Genomic DNA, 17,962 nt, shown 5'->3' with positions numbered 1-17,962 from the left:
ATGAACATCAACAAACAAAAAACGGCCGCAAAGGGCCGTTTTTTGTTTTTCGTGCCGCCACCGGGTTCAACCCACTTTCCCCTGCGGGGTTTCTGGTTGTTGCCAGTTGTGCCAGGCGCTTTGCCAGTCCCGCATGGGTACGGGCCGGCCCAGCAGATAGCCCTGGAACACCCGGCAATCCATGCTGGTCAGATAGACCAGTTGGTCCTGGGTTTCTACACCTTCCGCAATCACTTGCAGGCCCAGTGAGCGGCCAATGGCGACAATGGCGCGCACAATGGCTGCGTCGTTGCCACTGCTCATCAGGTCATGCACAAACGATTGGTCAATCTTGATCTGGTCCAGCGGCAGTTGCTTGAGGTAAGACAGCGATGAGAAGCCGGTGCCAAAGTCGTCCAGTGAGAACGTCACGCCCAGCTGGCGGATTTGCTGCATGCGCTCGACCACTTCACCGACTTTTTCCAGCACCACGCTTTCAGTCAGTTCCAGTTGCAGCCGGGATGGATTGGCGCCGGTCGCTTCCAGCGCGCTGCGTACGCGGGCGGCGAAGTCCGGCCGGTGGAACTGGCGGGCGCTGACATTGATGGCAATTTTCAGATCGCGGGTGAGTGGTTGTTGGGCCCAGCGCACCAATTGCTCACAGGCGCTGTGCATGACCCACTGACCCAGCCGCAGGATCAAGCCGGATTCTTCGGCCACCGGGATAAACACCGCCGGCGAGACGCTTGGATGTTGCCCCGGTGACCAGCGCAGCAGCGCTTCCGCGCCAATCAAACCGTGATCCAGACTGAATTGCGGTTGGTAATACAGTTGGAACTCTGCCCGGTTCAGGCCATGGCGCAAGGCGGCTTCCAGTGAAGAACGGGTATCGATCACTTCCTGCAAGGCCGGGCTGAACAGACAGAATGCGTTGCGGCCGGCCGCTTTGGCCTGGTACAGCGCGACATCGGCCTGTTTGAGCAAGGTGCGTACTTGCGTGTCTTGCCCGGCAAACAGGGCGACACCAATGCTGGAGGTGCTGTGATAGGGCAGATCGTCTTCCTGCAGAGGCCAGGTTTGATCCAGCGCGGCGCGGATGATCTCGGTGCGGGTTTCTGCATGATGGCGGGCAATGGCCGCGTCGTGCCCCAGGTTTTCCAGGATCACCACATATTCATCGCCGCCCAACCGGCACACCATGCCGACGGGGTCGATGGTCTGGCTGAGTCGGGCTGCCACGGCCACCAGGAAGCGGTCGCCAATTTCGTGCCCGCGGGTGTCGTTAAGCAGTTTGAAGTTGTCCAGGTCCAGAATCATCAACGCGCCGTACTGGCCGGATTGGGTGCTGGCCAGCAGCGCCTGGTCCAGTTTGTCCATCAGCAGGCGGCGATTGGGCAGGCCGGTGAGCGAATCAAAATACGCCAGATGCCGGATTTGCTCTTCTGCGGCTTTGCGCTCGGTAATGTCGTGGACCACCATTTGCAAGAGCGGGTGGCCGTCCAGCACCAGACTGGTCATCAAGACTTCCACCGGGAATGGCTCGCCGGTATCCAGACGCCGGTACACCCATTCCACGCGGATATTGCCGTCGCGCCGCAGGTCGGCCAGGCACCGGTCCCGCTTGACCCAGGAGGGCGTGCCGTCGGGCTGCACGGGTGGCCACAGGTCGTCCGGCGCGGTCTGCATCAGTTCATTGCGCGAGCGCGCACCCATCAGCCGCACCGCTGCCGGGTTGCAATCAATCATGTGGAATTGGTCGTCGCGCAGCCAGACCGCATCAATGGTGGCGTCATACAGGGTGCGAAAACGCGTCTCTGACCGCAGGACTTCTTCCCGGCTGTTGCGCAGGGCGGTGATGGATTCCAGCTCGGCAATGCGTACCTGATACAGGTGGCGTGCAATGGCAATGCTGATGATGGTGAAGATCAGCGACAGAATGGCGCCGGCGGCCACTTCCTGGCGCCAGCTAGCCAGATAATCCTGGGTGGCCTGACCGACAAAAATAAACAGCGGCTGACCATCTACCGGCCGGAAAGACATGCGTCGGCGGGTGTCATCAAGCTTGACCACGGTTTCGTAGGTGGCCCCCTGCGGGTAACGGTGGACGAAATCGGCGGTGGTCTGCGACACAATGGCACGGCCGTCCAGCGTGTTCATATAAGGGGTGGCCGGCAGCCGGAACCACGCGCGCAGGTCTTTGTCCCGCATGGCAATCATGCCGTGTGGCCCCAGATCAAACGGGTGATAGAGCCCGTTGAACCAGTCCAGCGGCAGCAGCGCGTAGACGATGCCGGCAAAAGCGCCGTCGGGCCCGGTAATGCGCCGGGCAATCGCCATTGACCATGCCCCGGTCACGCGGCTGACGACCGAATCGGAAATCTGCGCTTCCCGCGTGTTGTGCGCGGCCAGGCGCTGAAACAGTTCCCGGTCAGACACGTTGCGCGCCGGGCCGGGCGGCACTTTGTCGCCATAGAGCACCTGGCCGCGCGCGTCGGTGACGCGCAGCCCTTCAACCTCCGGGATTAACTGGTGCTGGGCATCAATAAACCGGTTGAGCGTGGGGGCGTCAATCTGGCCGTGGGCCAGTTGGCGTTCGGTTTCTGTGGCAATGGCAAACAGGCCGACATCAATTTTCTTGAGCGTGCCAGAGACATTGATGGCAAGGGATTGGGAGAGATTCTGGGTGGCAAGGATAGCTTGCCGTTCGTATTGCTGGTGGCTTTGCCACAGTGCGGCCACCACCAGGACATAGACAAACGCATTGAGCAGCACCAGACCTGCGACAAGTCTGCTGACCAATGGGCTCCTGGTTGCGGTCATGGCGGGCGCTTTTGAAGAGGGGCTCAAGGCCTGAGCCTGACCAAGTTATAGCACAGCGCTTTGGGGTACGCGCTGTGCAGTCCGGGTGGCCGGGATGGCGCAGCGCCTCGCCCGACCCAAAGGTCCGCAGGCACAATGCTGCCTGCGGACCTTCGCACGCCAGGTCTTTCTGTCACGCCGGGAAACGGGTCTCAAGTCAGTGATAGCAGCCTTGTGTGACAAAACGGCTTAAGCCGCCAGCCGGTAGCGGCCGATCTCCGAGGTCAGCCGCGTCACAATCTGCTGCAACGCATCGGCAGAACGGGCCGTACTCTGGGCTGATTCACTATTGTGTTCGGTCATTTGCGCCACGCTTTCCACCTGGTTGGCGATCACATTGCTGGCTGCGCTTTGTTCCGCAATGGCATTGGTAATCTGGCCGACCAGTTCTACCGCCGCGCTGGAAGACTGGCGAATGGTCGAGATTGAATTCTCTGCCTGCGCCGCGCGATCCACGGCACCCCGGGCAATTTCCACCGCGTTGACCATTTGCGAATTGGCATCGTGGCTGGTGGCCTGCATCTGTTGCACGATAGTGCGGATTTCAATGGCAGAGGACGCGGTACGTTCGGCCAGCTTGCGCACTTCATCGGCCACCACGGCAAAGCCCCGGCCGGCATCTCCGGCGCGTGCGGCTTCAATGGCGGCGTTCAGGGCCAGCAGGTTGGTCTGATCGGCCACTTCCTTGATCACCTGCAAGACAGAATCCACCTGCTGACTGCTGTTTTGCACCTCGCCCACCTTGCCGGCCGCCGCTTCAATGGTGCGCTGGATATTGCGCATGTCGCTGGTGGTCTGGCCGATGACGCGTTCGCCCTCGCTGGCCAACTCGCCCGAGCGGGAGGATGCATCCGCCGCCTGGCGCGCTTGCTCAGACACGTGATTGATACTGACCGTGACCTCTTGCACCGCCGCCGCCATATTGCTGGCGGCATCGCTTTGCAGGACGGAACTGGTGGCGACGGCATTGGCCGCGCCAGACATGGTGCTGGCCATGGAAGACACCTCACCCGTGGCGGAGAGGATTTTCTGCATGCTGTCTTCCACAGTGCCCAGCAAATGATTGATGGCCGACGCGGTGCGGCCAATTTCATCTTGCGAACTGGAGTGAGAACGCCGGGTGAAATCCAGCGATTGCGCAATGCCGGTGACCAGATCCTGCAAGCCGGTAATTTGCGAGGTAATGCCGCGATACAGCCAGATACCAATGCCCAGCATGGCGACAATGGCAATCAGGCTGATGCTGCTCAGAATCAGCCGTGAACTGTTGATGGTGCTGTAGGCCGCATCTTTGGCCGCCACGCCCAGGCTGTCGTTGTAGGCGGTCCAGTTATCCAGCGCGCCCGACATCTTCTCTGCCAGCGGCGCGGCCTGGGTCTGGAACACCTTGCGGGATTCTTCAATATGCGCGGCGTCCACGCCAATGGCGTATTTGCGGGCCAGATCAGACCATTGCCGGTACATGGCCAGATTTTCATCCATGCCGGCCTGATCTTTGGCATCGGAAATCATGCCGTCGTCTTTGTATTTCTTGAACAGCGCATCAATGTTGGCCAGTTGCTGGGTCAGCAACTGATCGCGCTGGCTTTGGTCGCCATCAAAATACAAGCGTTGCACCGCCATCAGCCTGGCGCGCCCGACGGCTGCCTGGATTTTGAAAATGAGGGTCTCGCTGGGCACGGTGTTTTCGGCAATGTCATACACATTGTTCTTGAGTCGGCTAAACGCGATAAACGAGCAGGCAGAGATGATGACAAGGCCCAGTACAGCAAGCGTGAGCAGGGCGGCAATACGCGTACTGATCTTCATGGCTTGATCCTGAAAACGTTGATCCGGCGGTGGGTGTACGCATGACAGACAAGGGCTGCGCGCAGGTGGCGCGTCGCAGCAGTACTTTTTGGTGTTCTTTGGTTTTTATTGCTGGCTATGCATTGGTTCTAGGCGATTGCCAGCAATTTGCCAGGGCGGCGAAGAGACGCGGACTGCAACCTGTCTGAAATATGCAAAAGGGCCCGGAAACCGGCCTCAAACGCGCATGCAGGCAAGAAATGCCTCAACAAAAACAAGCGTTTGGCTGTGATGGATTATCAACAACAAGGAATCAGTGAAACAACGGTTTGGTAGTTTTTCTACGTAATTGAGTTACGTATTATTGGCACCAATGTCGGAAACAAAACAACGACAGCTCAACATCAATCTACGGAGAAACATCATGACCAAGTTTACTGCTTCCATCGTTTTTGCTGCTGTTGCCGCTACTGCTGCTTTCTCGGCTCAAGCCGCTGACTGGCAAGCCGCCGCTGGCGCTACCCAGAACTACACCGCTCAGATCAACAAGCAACCGGGTCGTGCCCCGTTCAGCGGCCGTGTGACCGAAACCCGCCCGCAAGTGCTGGCTTCCTGGCAACGTGCTGCCGCTGCTGATCAGAACTTTGCTGCCCAACCCAAGCAACAACCGGGTCGCGCACCGTTCAGTGGCCGTGCTGTAGAACCGGCTGCCCCGGCTTCCGTGGCCAAGTGGCAAGTGGCTGCCAATGCAGAGCAAAACTTTGCCGCACAAATCAACGAGCGCACCGCGTTCAACTGAGCTAAAGATAAACTTTAGTTTATAAAGCCCGCAGATAGCGGGCTTTTTTACGTCATTTGCTGCATATCGCTACACAATCGTAAAAATTTTTTGTGCGCCGTTGGAGGACGAGCCAACCCGCACCAGTGCTGGATTAACCCGATTTTGCAGCCTGGATTTACGGCTGAAAGCGGTTTTTTCCGTCTTTTTACTGTCATATTCCACTTGCATGATGCGCCCACCTTTCTGGCCGCTTTTCCAAAAAAGCGCCCGGTTGCGGATACAAAAACATAAATTGTCGGCCGGACTCGCCTACTTAAAAAATTCGGGGAGTACTCATGCAATTGCGTCAAATGATGATGCTGGGCACGCTGGTGCTTGGCAGTACCGCGCTGACCGCTTGTGGCGGTAGTTCAGGGGATAGCACCTCTGCCACGACGTCGGTGTCTGCACCGACCACCACCGCGACACCGACACCCGCGCCGTCTTCCACACCGACGCCGACGCCGTCTGCTGCTACGGCATCGGTGAAATGGTCGCTGGATTCTGGCAATGTGCCGGTGGCGGCAAAAATCAACTCGGGTACGTCCATTGGCAAGGGCGCCGGCGGTACGCCGTTTACCCTGGACAAGCTCGCGGGTGATGCCAACAACACCCAGAACGTGACCAACCCGTTCCTCTCTACCGGCACCGTGCCGGACCCGGCATATGGTTATTGCAACTTTGCCGCCAGCCCGGCTACGCGTATTTCCTACGCCACGGTGAGCTCGTTTGTGACACCGCCGACAGACCCGATGGTCAACATGGCGCCGTTTTATTTCCCGCTGGTCTATACCAGCAACCTGACCACCGCCGGTCACATCAATACCGCCAGCACCACGCCGATCATTGGTCTGTTTGACTGGCGTCCCAAAGACATGAACGAATCCGTGGTCGCGGCCGAGTCGGATGACAACGGCAAGACCTGGTACTTCATGCAAAGCGTGCTGGAACTGAACCCCGGTACTTGCCCGACCGATGTTCACAGTACCTTTGCCTCGACCGATGCGGATGATGGCTGGGGTCATGCCTCTATCCTGCAATTGCCGGGTACGGCAGCGGCGACGGGTCAGATGCTGTACACGCTGAACCGTGATCCAGCCCAGGTCGATGTAGCACCGCTGAACGTGATTGCCTTGCCGCTGGCCAGTGCCAAGTTCCCGCTGTGGAATACCAACACCACCAACGCAGGGGGTCAGGACATCAACACCATTGCCACGGCGTTGACCAATACCTCGGGCAGCACCAACCCGGTTGTGGTCAAACAAACGGTCGGCCTGTTGAACCCGGATGGCATTCTGGCGGTGGTCCCCAATACGGACCCGACCAAGCCGACCACGGTGATCTACGTGCAGAAAATCCTGAACGGTGACAAAACCGGCAGCACGGCCATGCCCACGGCCAACCAATGTACGGCAGCGCCGTTCAGCGGCAAGACCAACCACGATATTTCCAACGTGCGTCTGGCTACGACCACCGACGGCATCAACTTCACCGATCAAGGTGTGGTCAACGGCCTGAATGATCCAACCACCGTGGATTACAACAAGACCCGCTGGATCAGCCCGCGCGGTACGCTGATTGATATCAACGGTGATGGCAGCCGCTGGGGTCTGTTGTTCTCGGGCGGTAATTGCCTGGACGGTGACTCGGATGCGTTCCACTACATTGGCTATGCCGAATCCACCGACCTGAAGAACTGGACGGTGTTTAACGACATCAACAGCCCGATCGCGTCGATCAACGCCATCACCACCACCAATCAGGGTGGCAGCAAGAGCACCGTCACCGTGCCGGCCAACAACCCGGTCATCCCGACTCAGGCCTGGTTTGCCCAGCGTCTGTATGCACCGTCGGCCATCCAGGTGGATGCCACCCATTTGTCCATGACCTTTGCCGGTTACGCCGTACAAACGCCGGGGACCAACCTGATGAACTATCGCCAGATTGGTAACGTGCTGCTGACCACCAGCAAATCGCTGCCCAAGGCACCGAACAACATCAACAACCAGTAAGCGTGACCGCTGTAGCCCAGACCCGCCGCATTGCCGGCGGGTTTTTTTTGCGGGTGCGGCGGCGTCCTTGCCTGGCACAATTACCGGCAGTCGCTCAGGGCGCGCTAAGTTTTCATGCGTAATGTCGGCACGTTTTTGTCAGACGTTTTGCAGGAGAACCCCATGACCGTTTGCCGAGGTCGCCCATGATGTGGCTGGACCATCTGGAGGACGCCAATCGTGCCCTCTTTTTACTGATCAACGCGGCCAGCCAGCCTGGCCCGGTGGTGATGCCGCTGGCGGTCTTTGCCGCCAATGGCTTGATCTGGCTGATCCCGGCGTTATTGCTGGTGGGCTGGTTGAGCGGCCACGAGACCATCCGCCGCCAGGCGCTGGAAGCCGCGCTGGCGGGCCTTTTGGGGCTGGCCATTGCGCAATGTGTGAGCCTGGCGCTGCCGCATGCGCGTCCGTTTGTCATGGGTCTGGGGCAGACGTGGATTGAACACGCGCCAGATAACTCCATGCCCAGTGATCATCTGACGCTATTGTGGAGCGTGGCGGCCAGTTTTGTGCTGAACCCGTCCGCGCGCCGCCTGGGCATTGCATTGTGCCTGGCCGGCTTGCCGGTGGCCTGGGCGCGCATTTATCTGGGGGTGCATTTCCTGCTGGATATGGTGGGCGCAGCGCTGGTTGCCCTTCTGAGTGCCGCGGTTTGCCGGCAGCAAAGAGCGCAAGTCGTGGGCCTTTTGTTCAATCTTGCTGTGCGGGTGTATCGCCTTGTGTTTTCGGTGCCGATTGCCCGGCACTGGCTGCGCAGATAGTGGGCCCGCATTTGCGTCTACGCGCGGTTTCATCTTTCATACATGCATGAATCTGTCAGGAGTAGAAGGCCCATGCGGGTGTTGCTTGTCGAAGACGACCCCATGATCGGTGATGCCATCCAGTCTGCGCTCAAGGATCAAACCTATGCCGTGGACTGGGTGCGCAACGGCCAGATCGCCATCAATACGGTGGCCTGCCAATACTACGATGCCGTCTTGCTGGACCTGGGCTTACCCGGCAAAGATGGGCTGGGCGTGTTGCAAAGCCTGCGTCGTCAGGGCAATGCCGTGCCGGTGTTGATCATTACTGCGCGGGATGCGCTGTCAGATCGGGTGGATGGGCTGGATGCCGGCGCGGACGATTACTTGCTCAAGCCCTTTGAGATGGCGGAATTGCTGGCGCGCATCCGCGCGGTGATCCGCCGCAAAAATGGCGTGATTTCGCCGTTGATGAGCAATGGCATCATCACGCTGGACCCCGCCACGCGCGAAGCGCAAGTGCGTGAGACCGAGCCGGTACGGCTGTCCAACCGCGAGTTCTCACTGTTGCAGGCCCTGCTGACGCGGCCAGGCGCCATTCTCTCCCGCACTGAGCTGGAAGACCGGATCTACGGCTGGGGTGAAGAGGTGGAAAGCAATGTGATTGAGTTTCTGATTCATTCGCTGCGTAAAAAACTGGGCAACACCATCATCAAAAACGTACGGGGCGTGGGATGGATGGTTTCCAAGGGCGAGTAAAAGACCCGATCCAGAATTCACTGCAAATCCGGCTTTCTTTGTGGTTGTCCGTGGTGATTGTGCTGATCGCCATCGTGGCCGGCACCTTTGCTTTTTTCAATGCGCAGGGCGAAGCCAATGAATTGCAGGATCAAACCCTGCGTCAGGTAGGCTCTTTGTTTGATGAGCACCATCTGCCTTTGCCGCCCCCCGGCACGCGCCGCGTACTCAGTGAAGAGGAAGAAGACGCGCGCGTGGTGGTGCAACAACTCAAACGGCACGACGCCACCCCGGCAGATGCCGACATGGCCATTCCTGGGCTGCCCGATACGCTGGCCGACGGCCTGCAAACCGTCACCGCTGAGAATGAAGACTACCGCGTGCTGGTCAAAACCCTGAGCAATGGCGCGCGGATTGCCGTCTCTCAGGAAACCGACATCCGCAATGAAATCGCCCGGGCCAGTGCCTTGCGCACCTTGCTGCCGTTTCTGGTGCTGGTGCCGGTATTGCTGGTGGTGGTGTCGGTGCTGGTGCGGCACATGTTCAAACTGATTGCGGAACTCTCGCGGGAGATTGATCAGCGCGAGGACCACGAACTCCACCCGATCACCCCCGAACCGCTACCGACGGAAATCCGCCCGTTTCTGGTCGCCATCAACCGCTTGCTGGGGCGGGTGGCGCAATCCATGGATGCGCAACGGCGCTTTGTGGCAGATGCCGCGCATGAATTGCGCTCGCCCCTGACCGCGTTGTCCTTGCAGGCTGAGCGCCTGGGCTCCGCGCCCATGTCGGATATGGCGCAAGAGCGCCTGACCGCCTTGCGCGGCGGCATCCAGCGCACCCGGCAATTGCTGGATCAACTGCTGACGCTGGCGCGGGTACAAGACGCTGCCCATGCCGAAGCAGAATCGGCCTCAGTGCAAGAAGTATTCCGCCGCGTACTGGAAGACCTGCTGCCGCTGGCGGAGGCCAAAAACATGGATATCGGCGTGGTCGGACAAACCGAAGCCCTGGTGCGCCTGCATCCGGCTGAACTGCATATCCTGATCAAGAATCTGGTGGATAACGCCATCCGCTACACGCCCACCGGCGGGCGCGTTGATTTGTCCGTGCAGCAGCAGGGCAGCCAGGTGAGCGTGCAGATTGAAGACACCGGGCCGGGCATCCCGGAACATGAACGGGACCGCGTGTTTGATCCGTTCTACCGTGTGCTGGGGTCAGATGAAACCGGCTCCGGGCTGGGTTTATCCATTGTCCACGCCATTGTGACCCGCGCCGGGGCCAGCATCCGGCTGGAAGAAACCGACCCGGTCGCGCACAGCGGTTTGCGGATTTGTGTGGTGTTCCAGGCTTAGATAAACCCTGTGTTAGCACTTGCGTTTGTAACCCTAAGTTACATCTAACACAAACGAAAATACAGTTTCATGTCAGCGTTCTAAGCTGGGCCGTTTTCCACCCCACGCGAGACATGGCATGAAACCGCTTTTCCTTTTTTCCGCCACCGTGTTGGCGGCCGCGCTTGCCGGTTGTGGCGGCTCCAGCGACAACACTGCAGTTTCTGCGCCGACGCCGACCCCCACACCGGCGCCCAGTGCAGCTGCGGTCAGTGCCAAACACGTGCTGTTGATCAGCGTGGATGGCCTGCACCAGCAAGACATGAGCAATTGCCTGGCCAACAATACCTGCCCCAACCTGGCCGCACTGGCTAAAACCGGGGTGAACTACACCGGCGCCACCACACCAGGTCTGTCTGATTCTTTCCCGGGCCTTGCCGCCTTGTTGACAGGGGGCTCGCCCAAAACCGCCGGCCTGTTTTATGACGTGTCGTACGACCGCACCTTGTACGCCCCGACCGATACCACCTGTACCGGCCCCCAGGGCTGGAACGTGGTGTTTGACGAAACCACCGGTATCGATGGCTGGAACGGCGGCGCGCTGATCCACATTGATGGTGGCGGCGCGTTCAACCCGGATGCCATCCCGCACCAGAAAATCAATGGCGTCTGCACGCCGGTCTACCCGCATAACTACATCAAGACCAACACCGTATTTGAAGTGGTCAAAGCCAACCTGCCGGGCGCACGCACCGCCTGGGCGGACAAGCACGCCTGGGGTTATGACTGGGTCAACGGCCCGTCTGGCAAGGGGGTGGATGACCTGGCCCGCACAGAAATTAACTCGATTGATGCGGCCACCGGCAAGGATTACACCGACGTCTATACCCACACCGAACAGTTCGACAACCTGCACGTGCAAGCCATCCTTAACCAGATTGATGGCAAAGATTCGACCGGCGTGACGGCCAGTGTACCAACGCTGTTTGGCACCAACTTCCAGACCTTGAGCGTGGCGCAGAAAGCCACCAATGCCAGCGGCGGTGGATATACCGACGCCCGATTCACGCCGGGCGCGCAAGTGGCTGCAGCGATCAGCTATGTCGATACCGCCGTCGGCAAGATGGTGGCCGAACTCAAGGCGCAGAACCTTTACAGCAGCACGCTGATTGTCATTACCGCCAAACATGGCCAGTCACCCTCTGATCACAGCTTGCTGGTGAAAAATGGCGACACGCTGATGGCGCTGCTGGAAGCCAACAACTATCTGGACTCTGCCGGCAACTTTGGTCAGAACGCCACCACCAGCGGCAGCCTGAACGACGGCACTGGCCTCGCTGGAACCGGCATGGTGCAGGATGACGACGTCGGTCTGATCTGGTTGCGTGATCAATCCCAACTGTCTGCCGTACTGGCCACACTCAACGCCAACAACGGTTGTACCGGCACTGGCATCTGCGCCAACAATGCCCAGGCGTACATCCTGTCTGGTAGCCAGTTGGCCGCGAAATTTGGCGATCCGGCACAAGGCCGCACACCGGATATCATCGTCCAGCCGAATCCAGGCGTGATCTACACCAGCAGCACCAAGAAAGACGCTGAACACGGTGGCAACGCGCCGGATGACAGCCACGTCGCCTTGCTGGTGTCGTTCCCGACCCTGACTGCCGCCACCAACACCAGCGCCGTCGGCACCACGCAAGTCGCCCCCACCATGCTCAAGGCGCTCGGCCTGGCTCCGACGCTGCTCAACGCGGTGCAGGCGGAAGGCACGGTTGTGCTGCCGGGCCTGGGTTACTAATACGCGGATCGACGGGCAGACAAAGGCGCAGCGGCGGTCAGCGGTGCGCCTTTGTTGCGTAAAAGCACGGCTAATGCTGGGCTAAGTCTGCCCCCGCATGCTCTCAGCATGGCCCACCCTCTGAACGGGTCAAACGGAGGCAACATGAACGTTAATCTGAGCCCGGCGACGACCGGTTACAGCAGCACGCAGTCTGGCGCCACCAGCACGCTGAGCGCCGCCGCACAAGAAGCACGGGAAACCCCGACCCAAACCGCGCAGGAAGCCCGCAAAGGCGACCACCAGGCGCAACGGCTACAGGCCCGCGAAGCACAGACCGCTAAAAACAGCACGACCACCGCCACTAGCCAGGCATCTCTGGTGAATACGGGTAACGGGCAGAACGTCGATATCAAAGTTTGAGGTGGGCCGGTGCAGACCGGCTGACCAGAATGGGCAATTCGGAGTGGACTGACTAACGGGCGCATTGAAGAATGCGCCCGCTTTTTTTTGGGGTGGGAAGAAACAACGGGCGGCCGGAATTCCGCAGGGTGGTGTTGGTGTTGATGTTGATTTTGATTTTCTCCCCCCATCAAAGCCCAGCGCCGAGGGCGTGGAGGGAGACCTTAGGCTCCCGACCAACCGAGGGCAGCCCGGAGGGCCGCCAGGCTGGGGTCGCCTTTCTTTGGTTACTTTCTTTGGCGAAGCAAAGAAAGTGACGTGGGCCCGGCACCCCGGGTCTCAAAACGCTTTTCACACCCGCGCCGCAAGGCGCTAACAACCATTGCAATGGTGGATTGTCGCTTCGCTCCGAATCCACCCTACGTGTGGTTCTTGCCGGCAAAGGCCACCGCTGGTGGCCAACTGGATTCCGGCGTTCGCCGGAATGACGAGTCAGTGAACGCGGCAGGAAATCATGTTTGCCAATATCACCACCCCGGATTCCCGCTACCGCTCCATCCGGGCTACAACACTGGTTCTCGCCAGAGAACGGCGCCGTTCCGGCTTCAGCCGGGCTACACCGTAGCGCCTGCCCGCATCCCCGCCGCCCTCACAACCTGAAATCCGCAATCATCTTGTCCAGCTCACCCGATATCCGGTTAATCTCGGCCACCGCCGCCGGCACTTCGGCCGCGCGCCGGCTGCCGTCGCTGGCGCCATTGGCAATCCGCTCAATATTCACCGCCAACTGATTGCTGGCCTCAGCCTGCTCCCGCAGCGCGCCAGAAATCACGCCGATATGCTCCATCAACTCCCGGCTGCTGTTGCGGACCACACCCATACCGGCACCGGCCTCATTGGCGCGACCGGTGGCAGACGTGACCCGGTCGGTGTTGTTGGCAATTTCGCGCACCGCAGAGTCCGTCGATTGCTGGTTCATATTGATCATTTCGGTAATCTCAACCGTCGCGCTGGCGGTTTTTTCGGCCAGTTTGCGCACTTCATCGGCCACTACCGCAAAGCCACGTCCGGCATCCCCGGCGCGGGCCGCTTCAATCGCGGCGTTGAGCGCCAACAGATTGGTCTGCCCGGCAATTTCCTTGATCACGTGCACAATGCCCGCAATGCGCTCGGAGTTATCCCCCAGTTCCCGCACATATTGCGCGGCGGTTTGCGCGCTCTGGCTGACGGCGTCAATCTCGGTCACCACGCTTTCTACCTGTTCTGCGCCAATACGCGCCTGCTCGCCCGCTGCCCGTGCCGATTGTGCGGTTTGCTCCGCGCTGGTGGAGACATGATTGATTGAGACGGTCAGTTGCTGCACGGTGGCCGCCATGGCCGAGCTGGCGTTACTTTGTTCTTCTGCCGCGCTGGACACCGCACTGGCCACATTGGTCAGCGATTGCCCGGCCGTCACCAGTGTGCGGCTGGCCTGTGCCAGGTGGGTTACCCAGGCATGCAACTGCTGGCGCATCTCCGCCATGTTGGCGAGCAGGCTGGCACGATCACTTCCCCCCAGGGGCACCTGGACTGCCAGATTACCCGCCGCAATTTCTTTGGCTACGCTGGCCGCCACCGCAGGTTCGCCGCCCAGCAAACTGAAAATGGCGCGGCCCGTATAGAACAGCAGAATGCTGACCACCAGCACCGCCACCAGGCTAATGATGATCGATGTCGCCATCATCTGCTTTTGCGTGCTGTCGAATTCGTGATCAGACTCCACCGCTGTCTGGTTCAGTTCGGTCGAAACAATATTGAGATTGTGTTCCAGCGTGTCCCGAATGCCGTCAATCTGCCCATCCACCTTGCGGATCGCTTCAAAATCCATCGGCTCGCTGGATAACAATGGCCGGTAACTCTTTTCGTACAAATCCAGATACTGGTTCAGCGCCGTCTGGGCAGTGCTCGCGGCGGCTTTGGCTTGCGCGCTTTGCGCCAGGGTTTGTACCTCGGCTAGTTGTTTCTGCGCCTCTGCCTTGGTATCAGCCCACTCTTTGTCCGATGCGGCAAGATTGTGGTTGATCACCGCATCCGCAATCACCTGATACAACGCCGCGCTCATCCCCACCGCCCGCTGCACCTGCGCCGCCTCCTGAAAACTCTGCACCCCTTCGTCTTGCAAATGCGATAAGCGATGCAAGCCATAAATATTGTTGCCAATAAAAATCAGGCACACGCCGAGCATCAGCGCGGCCATGGTGATGAGGCGGGAACGCAGGGTCATGGTGAAGTCCCTTGTTATTCAGCAAACGGGTAATGCATTAAACATAGGGCAGGTTTGGATTTTTGCTGCGCAGGCAAAGGCCCCGTGACGGCGCTTCTGCCCACATGGAGAGAGCGGTCGACTGCGTTAGCGCTGGAGCCACAACCGCTGCGGTCCCGGCCCCTGACGACCGAGTTCATCCAGCGGATTGCGCAAGCGGCAACGGTCTATGGAAAGGCACCCGCAACCAATGCAGTCATCCAGTTCATCTCGCAGTTTCTGCAACTGGGTGATGCGGGCATCCAGGTCTGCCCGCCATTGTTGCGATAACCGCGCCCAGTCTTCCCGGCCCGGTGCCGCGTGGGCGGGCAGGGCAGCAAGGGCGGTGGCGATATCGGCCAGGCTGATCCCCACCCGCTGGGATACCCGGATAAATGCCACGCGTCGCAACACATCCCGCCCGTAGCGGCGCTGACCACCGCTGCTGCGGTGGCTGCTGATCAAGCCTTTGGTCTCATAAAAATGCAGCGTTGATACCGCCACCCCGGCGCGGCGGGCCACCTCGCCCACTGTGAGTGTGCTGGCTATACCCATGTCTTCCAGTGTCATGAAAAATCTCTTGACCTCAAGTTAACTTGAGATTTTAGGCTGGGTTTGTGCGGGTGGATAACCCGTCTGACTACTGGAGACCATCATGACTTCAAGCACTGTCGCAAAGCCCGATATTCCCGCCGCCACCCAAGGCGCCGTATTTCGCGTGGACCAGTTTGTGGTTCCCAACGCGGTTTTGCCCGCGTTCATGAAACAGGTTCGCCGGATTGATGCTTTGCTGCACGAAATGCCAGGCTGCGAGCAAAACCTGGTGCTGACCCGTGCGCACGATGCCGACACCACGCGGGTGCTGACGCTGGTGCAATGGCAAAGCCAGACTGCGATGGTGGTTGCCAGGGACTTTGTGCAGCAGATTTATGCCGCCGAGGGATTTGCGCCACCGGCCTTTATCCAGCAACTGGGGGTTGTGGCGGATTTTGGGGTGTTTGGGGTGGCTTAGGGGGCTTTGCTGGTTGGGATAGCGGTGTAGCCCGGATGAAGCCGGAGGCGGGAGTCCGGGGGGGGGGGGGGGCGGGCCTGGTTCAGGTTGGTGCTTTGCGGGGCGTAGGGTGGGTTTGGAGCGGTAGCGACAATCTACCATTGGCGTGTTTGGGTGTTAGCGCCTTGCGGCGCGGGTGTTTTGATACCGGCGGTGGCCGGAGCACGCTACTTTTCTTTGCTTCGCCAAAGAAAAGTAGCCAAAAGAAAGGCGACCCTGCGGCAGCGCCCTTCGGGTTCCCTGTGCTTCTCGCAAGGCGCGGCTGGCTGCGGGAACTCGCCCTGCGGGCTCAGACACCCCTCCGCCGAAACCCCGCGCCTTGCTGCGATGCTCGGCGCTGCCGGAGGGGAGACACATCAAAAGCAACGGCAACATCAAAAGCCAAAGCCAAAGCCAAAGCCAAAGCAACCCCGCAAACCATTTGTTCGCAAGAGTGCTTCATCTTGCCCACCACCTCGTCATTCCTGCGAAAGCAGGGGGCCGCCGAGGTGAATCCAGTCCGCAGCCCAGCGGGCTGCTTACCGTGGATGACCGCGACTGTCTGAATTGCAGCTGGATTCCGGCGCAAGGGGGCCGACCGGAGTGACGAGTTGGTGGAGTGCGGGTTGAATTGGCCGTTTTCCCCTTATAAAAGCCCGCCACCTTGTCAATAAAAAACGGCTTGCCCAAAGGCAAGCCGTTTTGTTTTACAAAACAAACCAATACGTCACTTGCTGGCCGTCGCCACCACCGGTGTTTGCCAACCACCGCCCAATGCCTTGTACACCGCCACCAGTTCCACATAGGAATCGGACTCGGCCTGCGCCATGGCATCTTCGGCCGAGAGTTGGGTGCGTTCGGCATCCAGCAGGGTCAGAAAGTCGGCTGCGCCTTCCTTGTAGCGCACGCGGGCAATGTCGGCCGCGCGTTTGCTTTGTTGGGCCGATTCCACCAGATGCGACAACCGTTGCTGCGTGCGGTTGTAGGTGACCAGCGCGCCTTCGGTTTCTTCCACCGCTTGCAGTACGGTCTGGTTGTAACGTGCCAGGCTGGCGTCCACATTGGCTTCGTTGGCACGAATCCGTGCGTTCACCGCGCCCATGCGGAACGCGGGCCAGTCTACCGACGGCGTAATGCTCCAGGCTTGCGAGCTGGCCTGACCCAGTTCACCGCCACGGCTGGCGATAAAGCCGAGGAAACCACCCACGCTGATGCGCGGGAAGCGTTCTGCCATGGCCGCGCCGACGTCGGCGTTGGCCGCCGCCAGGTCACGCTCGGCCGAGGCGATATCCGGCCGGCGTTTCACCAGTTCTGTCGCATCCCCAATCGGGATGGGTCTGGAGATCGGGGCCAGGTTCGCCGGTTGCAGTTGCGCTTCCTGCGTGCCGGGCATGACGCCAGTCAAGACATCCAGCCGGTACTGCGTGAGCTTGATAACGGTTTCCAGTGGCGGCAGCGTGGCCTCTACGTTAGCCAGGTTGGCTTTGGCGCGGGCGACATCCAGCTCTGTGCCCTGGCCGTTGGTGACGCGGGCCTGGGTGATGTCCAGCGTGGATTCCAGGTTTTTCAGGTTGCGCAGGGCCACGGCGTAGCGCTGTTGGGCGCCCCGCATCAGGTAGTAGTTGCGGCCAATTTCTGCCACAACACTGATGCGTGCGCTTTCCAGATCGTAACCGGCGGCGTCGGCGCGGGCGCCGGCGCCTTTGGCCAGATTGGCGACGCGGCCCCACAAGTCCAGCTCCCAGCCGGCATCAAACCCGGCCTGAAAACTGTTGGTCAGCACGCGGTCGGTGGTAAACCCCGGTACTTGCTGATTCTGGCGAGTGGCCTGGGCGCCCAGGGTCACGGTCGGCCATTGGTCAATTTTGGCGACATCAAACTGCGCGCGGGCGGCGTTGACGCGGGCCAGCGCCACGCGCAGGTCGTTGTTGTTAGAGAGGCCCTGGTCGATCAGTTGGCTGAGCGCCGGGTCATCCAGTTGTGCCCACCAGTTCTGTTCGATCTTCGTGGTGCTGAAGTCGTCCAGTTTGGCGTTGGCCAGCGCAAACTCCGCCGGCTTGGGCGCGTGGTAGTCCGGGCCCACCGCGCAGGCCGCCAGCCCCAGGGCCAGCAGCGCAGCGGTCAGCGCTTTGAGTGGTGCATGCGTCATGATGGTCATGA

General features: G+C 60.0%; 14 protein-coding genes. 8 read left to right on the top strand and 6 right to left on the bottom strand.

Annotated elements, in window-relative coordinates; genetic code table 11:
* Positions 1 to 66 precede the first annotated feature (66 nt).
* The gene (locus tag HNQ50_RS11770) at positions 67 to 2,778 is read right to left on the bottom strand and encodes a bifunctional diguanylate cyclase/phosphodiesterase (protein WP_184100911.1); all 2,712 of its coding nucleotides are present in this window, start codon (positions 2,776 to 2,778) and stop codon (positions 67 to 69) included.
* A gap of 249 nt (positions 2,779 to 3,027) precedes the next feature.
* The gene (locus tag HNQ50_RS11765; protein ID WP_184100909.1) at positions 3,028 to 4,647 is read right to left on the bottom strand and encodes a methyl-accepting chemotaxis protein; all 1,620 of its coding nucleotides are present in this window, start codon (positions 4,645 to 4,647) and stop codon (positions 3,028 to 3,030) included.
* Positions 4,648 to 5,050: 403 nt separating this feature from the next.
* On the opposite strand from HNQ50_RS11765, the gene HNQ50_RS11760 reads away from it, so the two are divergent.
* Entirely contained in the window at positions 5,051 to 5,425 is a 375-nt protein-coding gene (locus HNQ50_RS11760) for a hypothetical protein (RefSeq protein ID WP_184100907.1), read from the top strand.
* A gap of 69 nt (positions 5,426 to 5,494) precedes the next feature.
* On the opposite strand, the gene HNQ50_RS11755 is transcribed toward HNQ50_RS11760, so the two are convergent.
* Entirely contained in the window at positions 5,495 to 5,635 is a 141-nt protein-coding gene (locus HNQ50_RS11755; protein ID WP_184100905.1) for a hypothetical protein, read from the bottom strand.
* Between the two features lie 107 nt (positions 5,636 to 5,742).
* Here HNQ50_RS11755 and HNQ50_RS11750 point away from each other — a divergent pair, with 107 nt between their 5' ends.
* From HNQ50_RS11750 to HNQ50_RS11725, 6 genes are all read left to right on the top strand, one after another.
* Positions 5,743 to 7,458, top strand: a complete 1,716-nt coding sequence (locus HNQ50_RS11750) for a hypothetical protein (protein WP_184100903.1) — start codon at positions 5,743 to 5,745, stop codon at positions 7,456 to 7,458.
* A gap of 185 nt (positions 7,459 to 7,643) precedes the next feature.
* The gene (locus HNQ50_RS11745; RefSeq protein ID WP_221303141.1) at positions 7,644 to 8,258 is read left to right on the top strand and encodes an undecaprenyl-diphosphatase; all 615 of its coding nucleotides are present in this window, start codon (positions 7,644 to 7,646) and stop codon (positions 8,256 to 8,258) included.
* A gap of 72 nt (positions 8,259 to 8,330) precedes the next feature.
* A complete protein-coding gene (locus HNQ50_RS11740) occupies positions 8,331 to 8,996 on the top strand; it encodes a response regulator (protein WP_184100901.1) in 666 nt (221 codons plus the stop codon).
* The gene (locus HNQ50_RS11735) at positions 8,972 to 10,330 is read left to right on the top strand and encodes a sensor histidine kinase (RefSeq protein ID WP_184100899.1); all 1,359 of its coding nucleotides are present in this window, start codon (positions 8,972 to 8,974) and stop codon (positions 10,328 to 10,330) included. Before HNQ50_RS11740 ends, HNQ50_RS11735 begins: the two co-directional genes overlap by 25 nt.
* A 118-nt stretch (positions 10,331 to 10,448) precedes the next feature.
* On the top strand, positions 10,449 to 12,110 hold the full coding sequence (locus HNQ50_RS11730) for an alkaline phosphatase family protein (protein ID WP_184100897.1): 1,662 nt from the start codon (positions 10,449 to 10,451) through the stop codon (positions 12,108 to 12,110).
* A 144-nt stretch (positions 12,111 to 12,254) separates the two neighbouring features.
* Positions 12,255 to 12,512: a hypothetical protein gene (locus HNQ50_RS11725; RefSeq protein ID WP_184100888.1), complete on the top strand. Its 258-nt coding sequence runs from the start codon at positions 12,255 to 12,257 to the stop codon at positions 12,510 to 12,512.
* Positions 12,513 to 13,140: 628 nt separating this feature from the next.
* On the opposite strand, the gene HNQ50_RS11720 is transcribed toward HNQ50_RS11725, so the two are convergent.
* Together HNQ50_RS11720 and soxR are read right to left on the bottom strand one after the other, a co-directional pair.
* The gene (locus HNQ50_RS11720; RefSeq protein WP_184100886.1) at positions 13,141 to 14,754 is read right to left on the bottom strand and encodes a methyl-accepting chemotaxis protein; all 1,614 of its coding nucleotides are present in this window, start codon (positions 14,752 to 14,754) and stop codon (positions 13,141 to 13,143) included.
* Between the two features lie 126 nt (positions 14,755 to 14,880).
* The gene (gene soxR / locus HNQ50_RS11715; RefSeq protein WP_184100884.1) at positions 14,881 to 15,342 is read right to left on the bottom strand and encodes a redox-sensitive transcriptional activator SoxR; all 462 of its coding nucleotides are present in this window, start codon (positions 15,340 to 15,342) and stop codon (positions 14,881 to 14,883) included.
* 85 nt (positions 15,343 to 15,427) lie between these two features.
* On the opposite strand from soxR, the gene HNQ50_RS11710 reads away from it, so the two are divergent.
* Positions 15,428 to 15,784 (top strand): antibiotic biosynthesis monooxygenase, encoded by a 357-nt coding sequence (locus HNQ50_RS11710; RefSeq protein ID WP_184100882.1) that lies wholly within the window; start codon positions 15,428 to 15,430, stop codon positions 15,782 to 15,784.
* A 745-nt stretch (positions 15,785 to 16,529) separates the two neighbouring features.
* On the opposite strand, the gene HNQ50_RS11705 is transcribed toward HNQ50_RS11710, so the two are convergent.
* Entirely contained in the window at positions 16,530 to 17,960 is a 1,431-nt protein-coding gene (locus HNQ50_RS11705) for an efflux transporter outer membrane subunit (RefSeq protein ID WP_184100880.1), read from the bottom strand.
* Positions 17,961 to 17,962: the final 2 nt, after the last annotated feature.

The sequence above is a fragment of the Silvimonas terrae genome (genome assembly GCF_014202765.1).
Taxonomy (GTDB): Bacteria; Pseudomonadota; Gammaproteobacteria; order Burkholderiales; family Chitinibacteraceae; genus Silvimonas; species Silvimonas terrae.
The sequence above is the reverse complement of the archived record's forward strand: the minus strand, read 5'-3'. Positions and strand labels throughout refer to the sequence as shown.

Coding starts and splice junctions, on each gene's coding strand:
- HNQ50_RS11765 (WP_184100909.1), bottom strand. CDS start 4,647: ATGAAGATCAGTACGCGTATTGCCGCCCTGCTCACGCTTGCTGTACTG.
- HNQ50_RS11760 (WP_184100907.1), top strand. CDS start 5,051: ATGACCAAGTTTACTGCTTCCATCGTTTTTGCTGCTGTTGCCGCTACT.
- HNQ50_RS11755 (WP_184100905.1), bottom strand. CDS start 5,635: ATGCAAGTGGAATATGACAGTAAAAAGACGGAAAAAACCGCTTTCAGC.
- HNQ50_RS11750 (WP_184100903.1), top strand. CDS start 5,743: ATGCAATTGCGTCAAATGATGATGCTGGGCACGCTGGTGCTTGGCAGT.
- HNQ50_RS11745 (WP_221303141.1), top strand. CDS start 7,644: ATGATGTGGCTGGACCATCTGGAGGACGCCAATCGTGCCCTCTTTTTA.
- HNQ50_RS11740 (WP_184100901.1), top strand. CDS start 8,331: ATGCGGGTGTTGCTTGTCGAAGACGACCCCATGATCGGTGATGCCATC.
- HNQ50_RS11735 (WP_184100899.1), top strand. CDS start 8,972: ATGGATGGTTTCCAAGGGCGAGTAAAAGACCCGATCCAGAATTCACTG.
- HNQ50_RS11730 (WP_184100897.1), top strand. CDS start 10,449: ATGAAACCGCTTTTCCTTTTTTCCGCCACCGTGTTGGCGGCCGCGCTT.
- HNQ50_RS11725 (WP_184100888.1), top strand. CDS start 12,255: ATGAACGTTAATCTGAGCCCGGCGACGACCGGTTACAGCAGCACGCAG.
- HNQ50_RS11720 (WP_184100886.1), bottom strand. CDS start 14,754: ATGACCCTGCGTTCCCGCCTCATCACCATGGCCGCGCTGATGCTCGGC.
- soxR (WP_184100884.1), bottom strand. CDS start 15,342: ATGACACTGGAAGACATGGGTATAGCCAGCACACTCACAGTGGGCGAG.
- HNQ50_RS11710 (WP_184100882.1), top strand. CDS start 15,428: ATGACTTCAAGCACTGTCGCAAAGCCCGATATTCCCGCCGCCACCCAA.
- HNQ50_RS11705 (WP_184100880.1), bottom strand. CDS start 17,960: ATGACCATCATGACGCATGCACCACTCAAAGCGCTGACCGCTGCGCTG.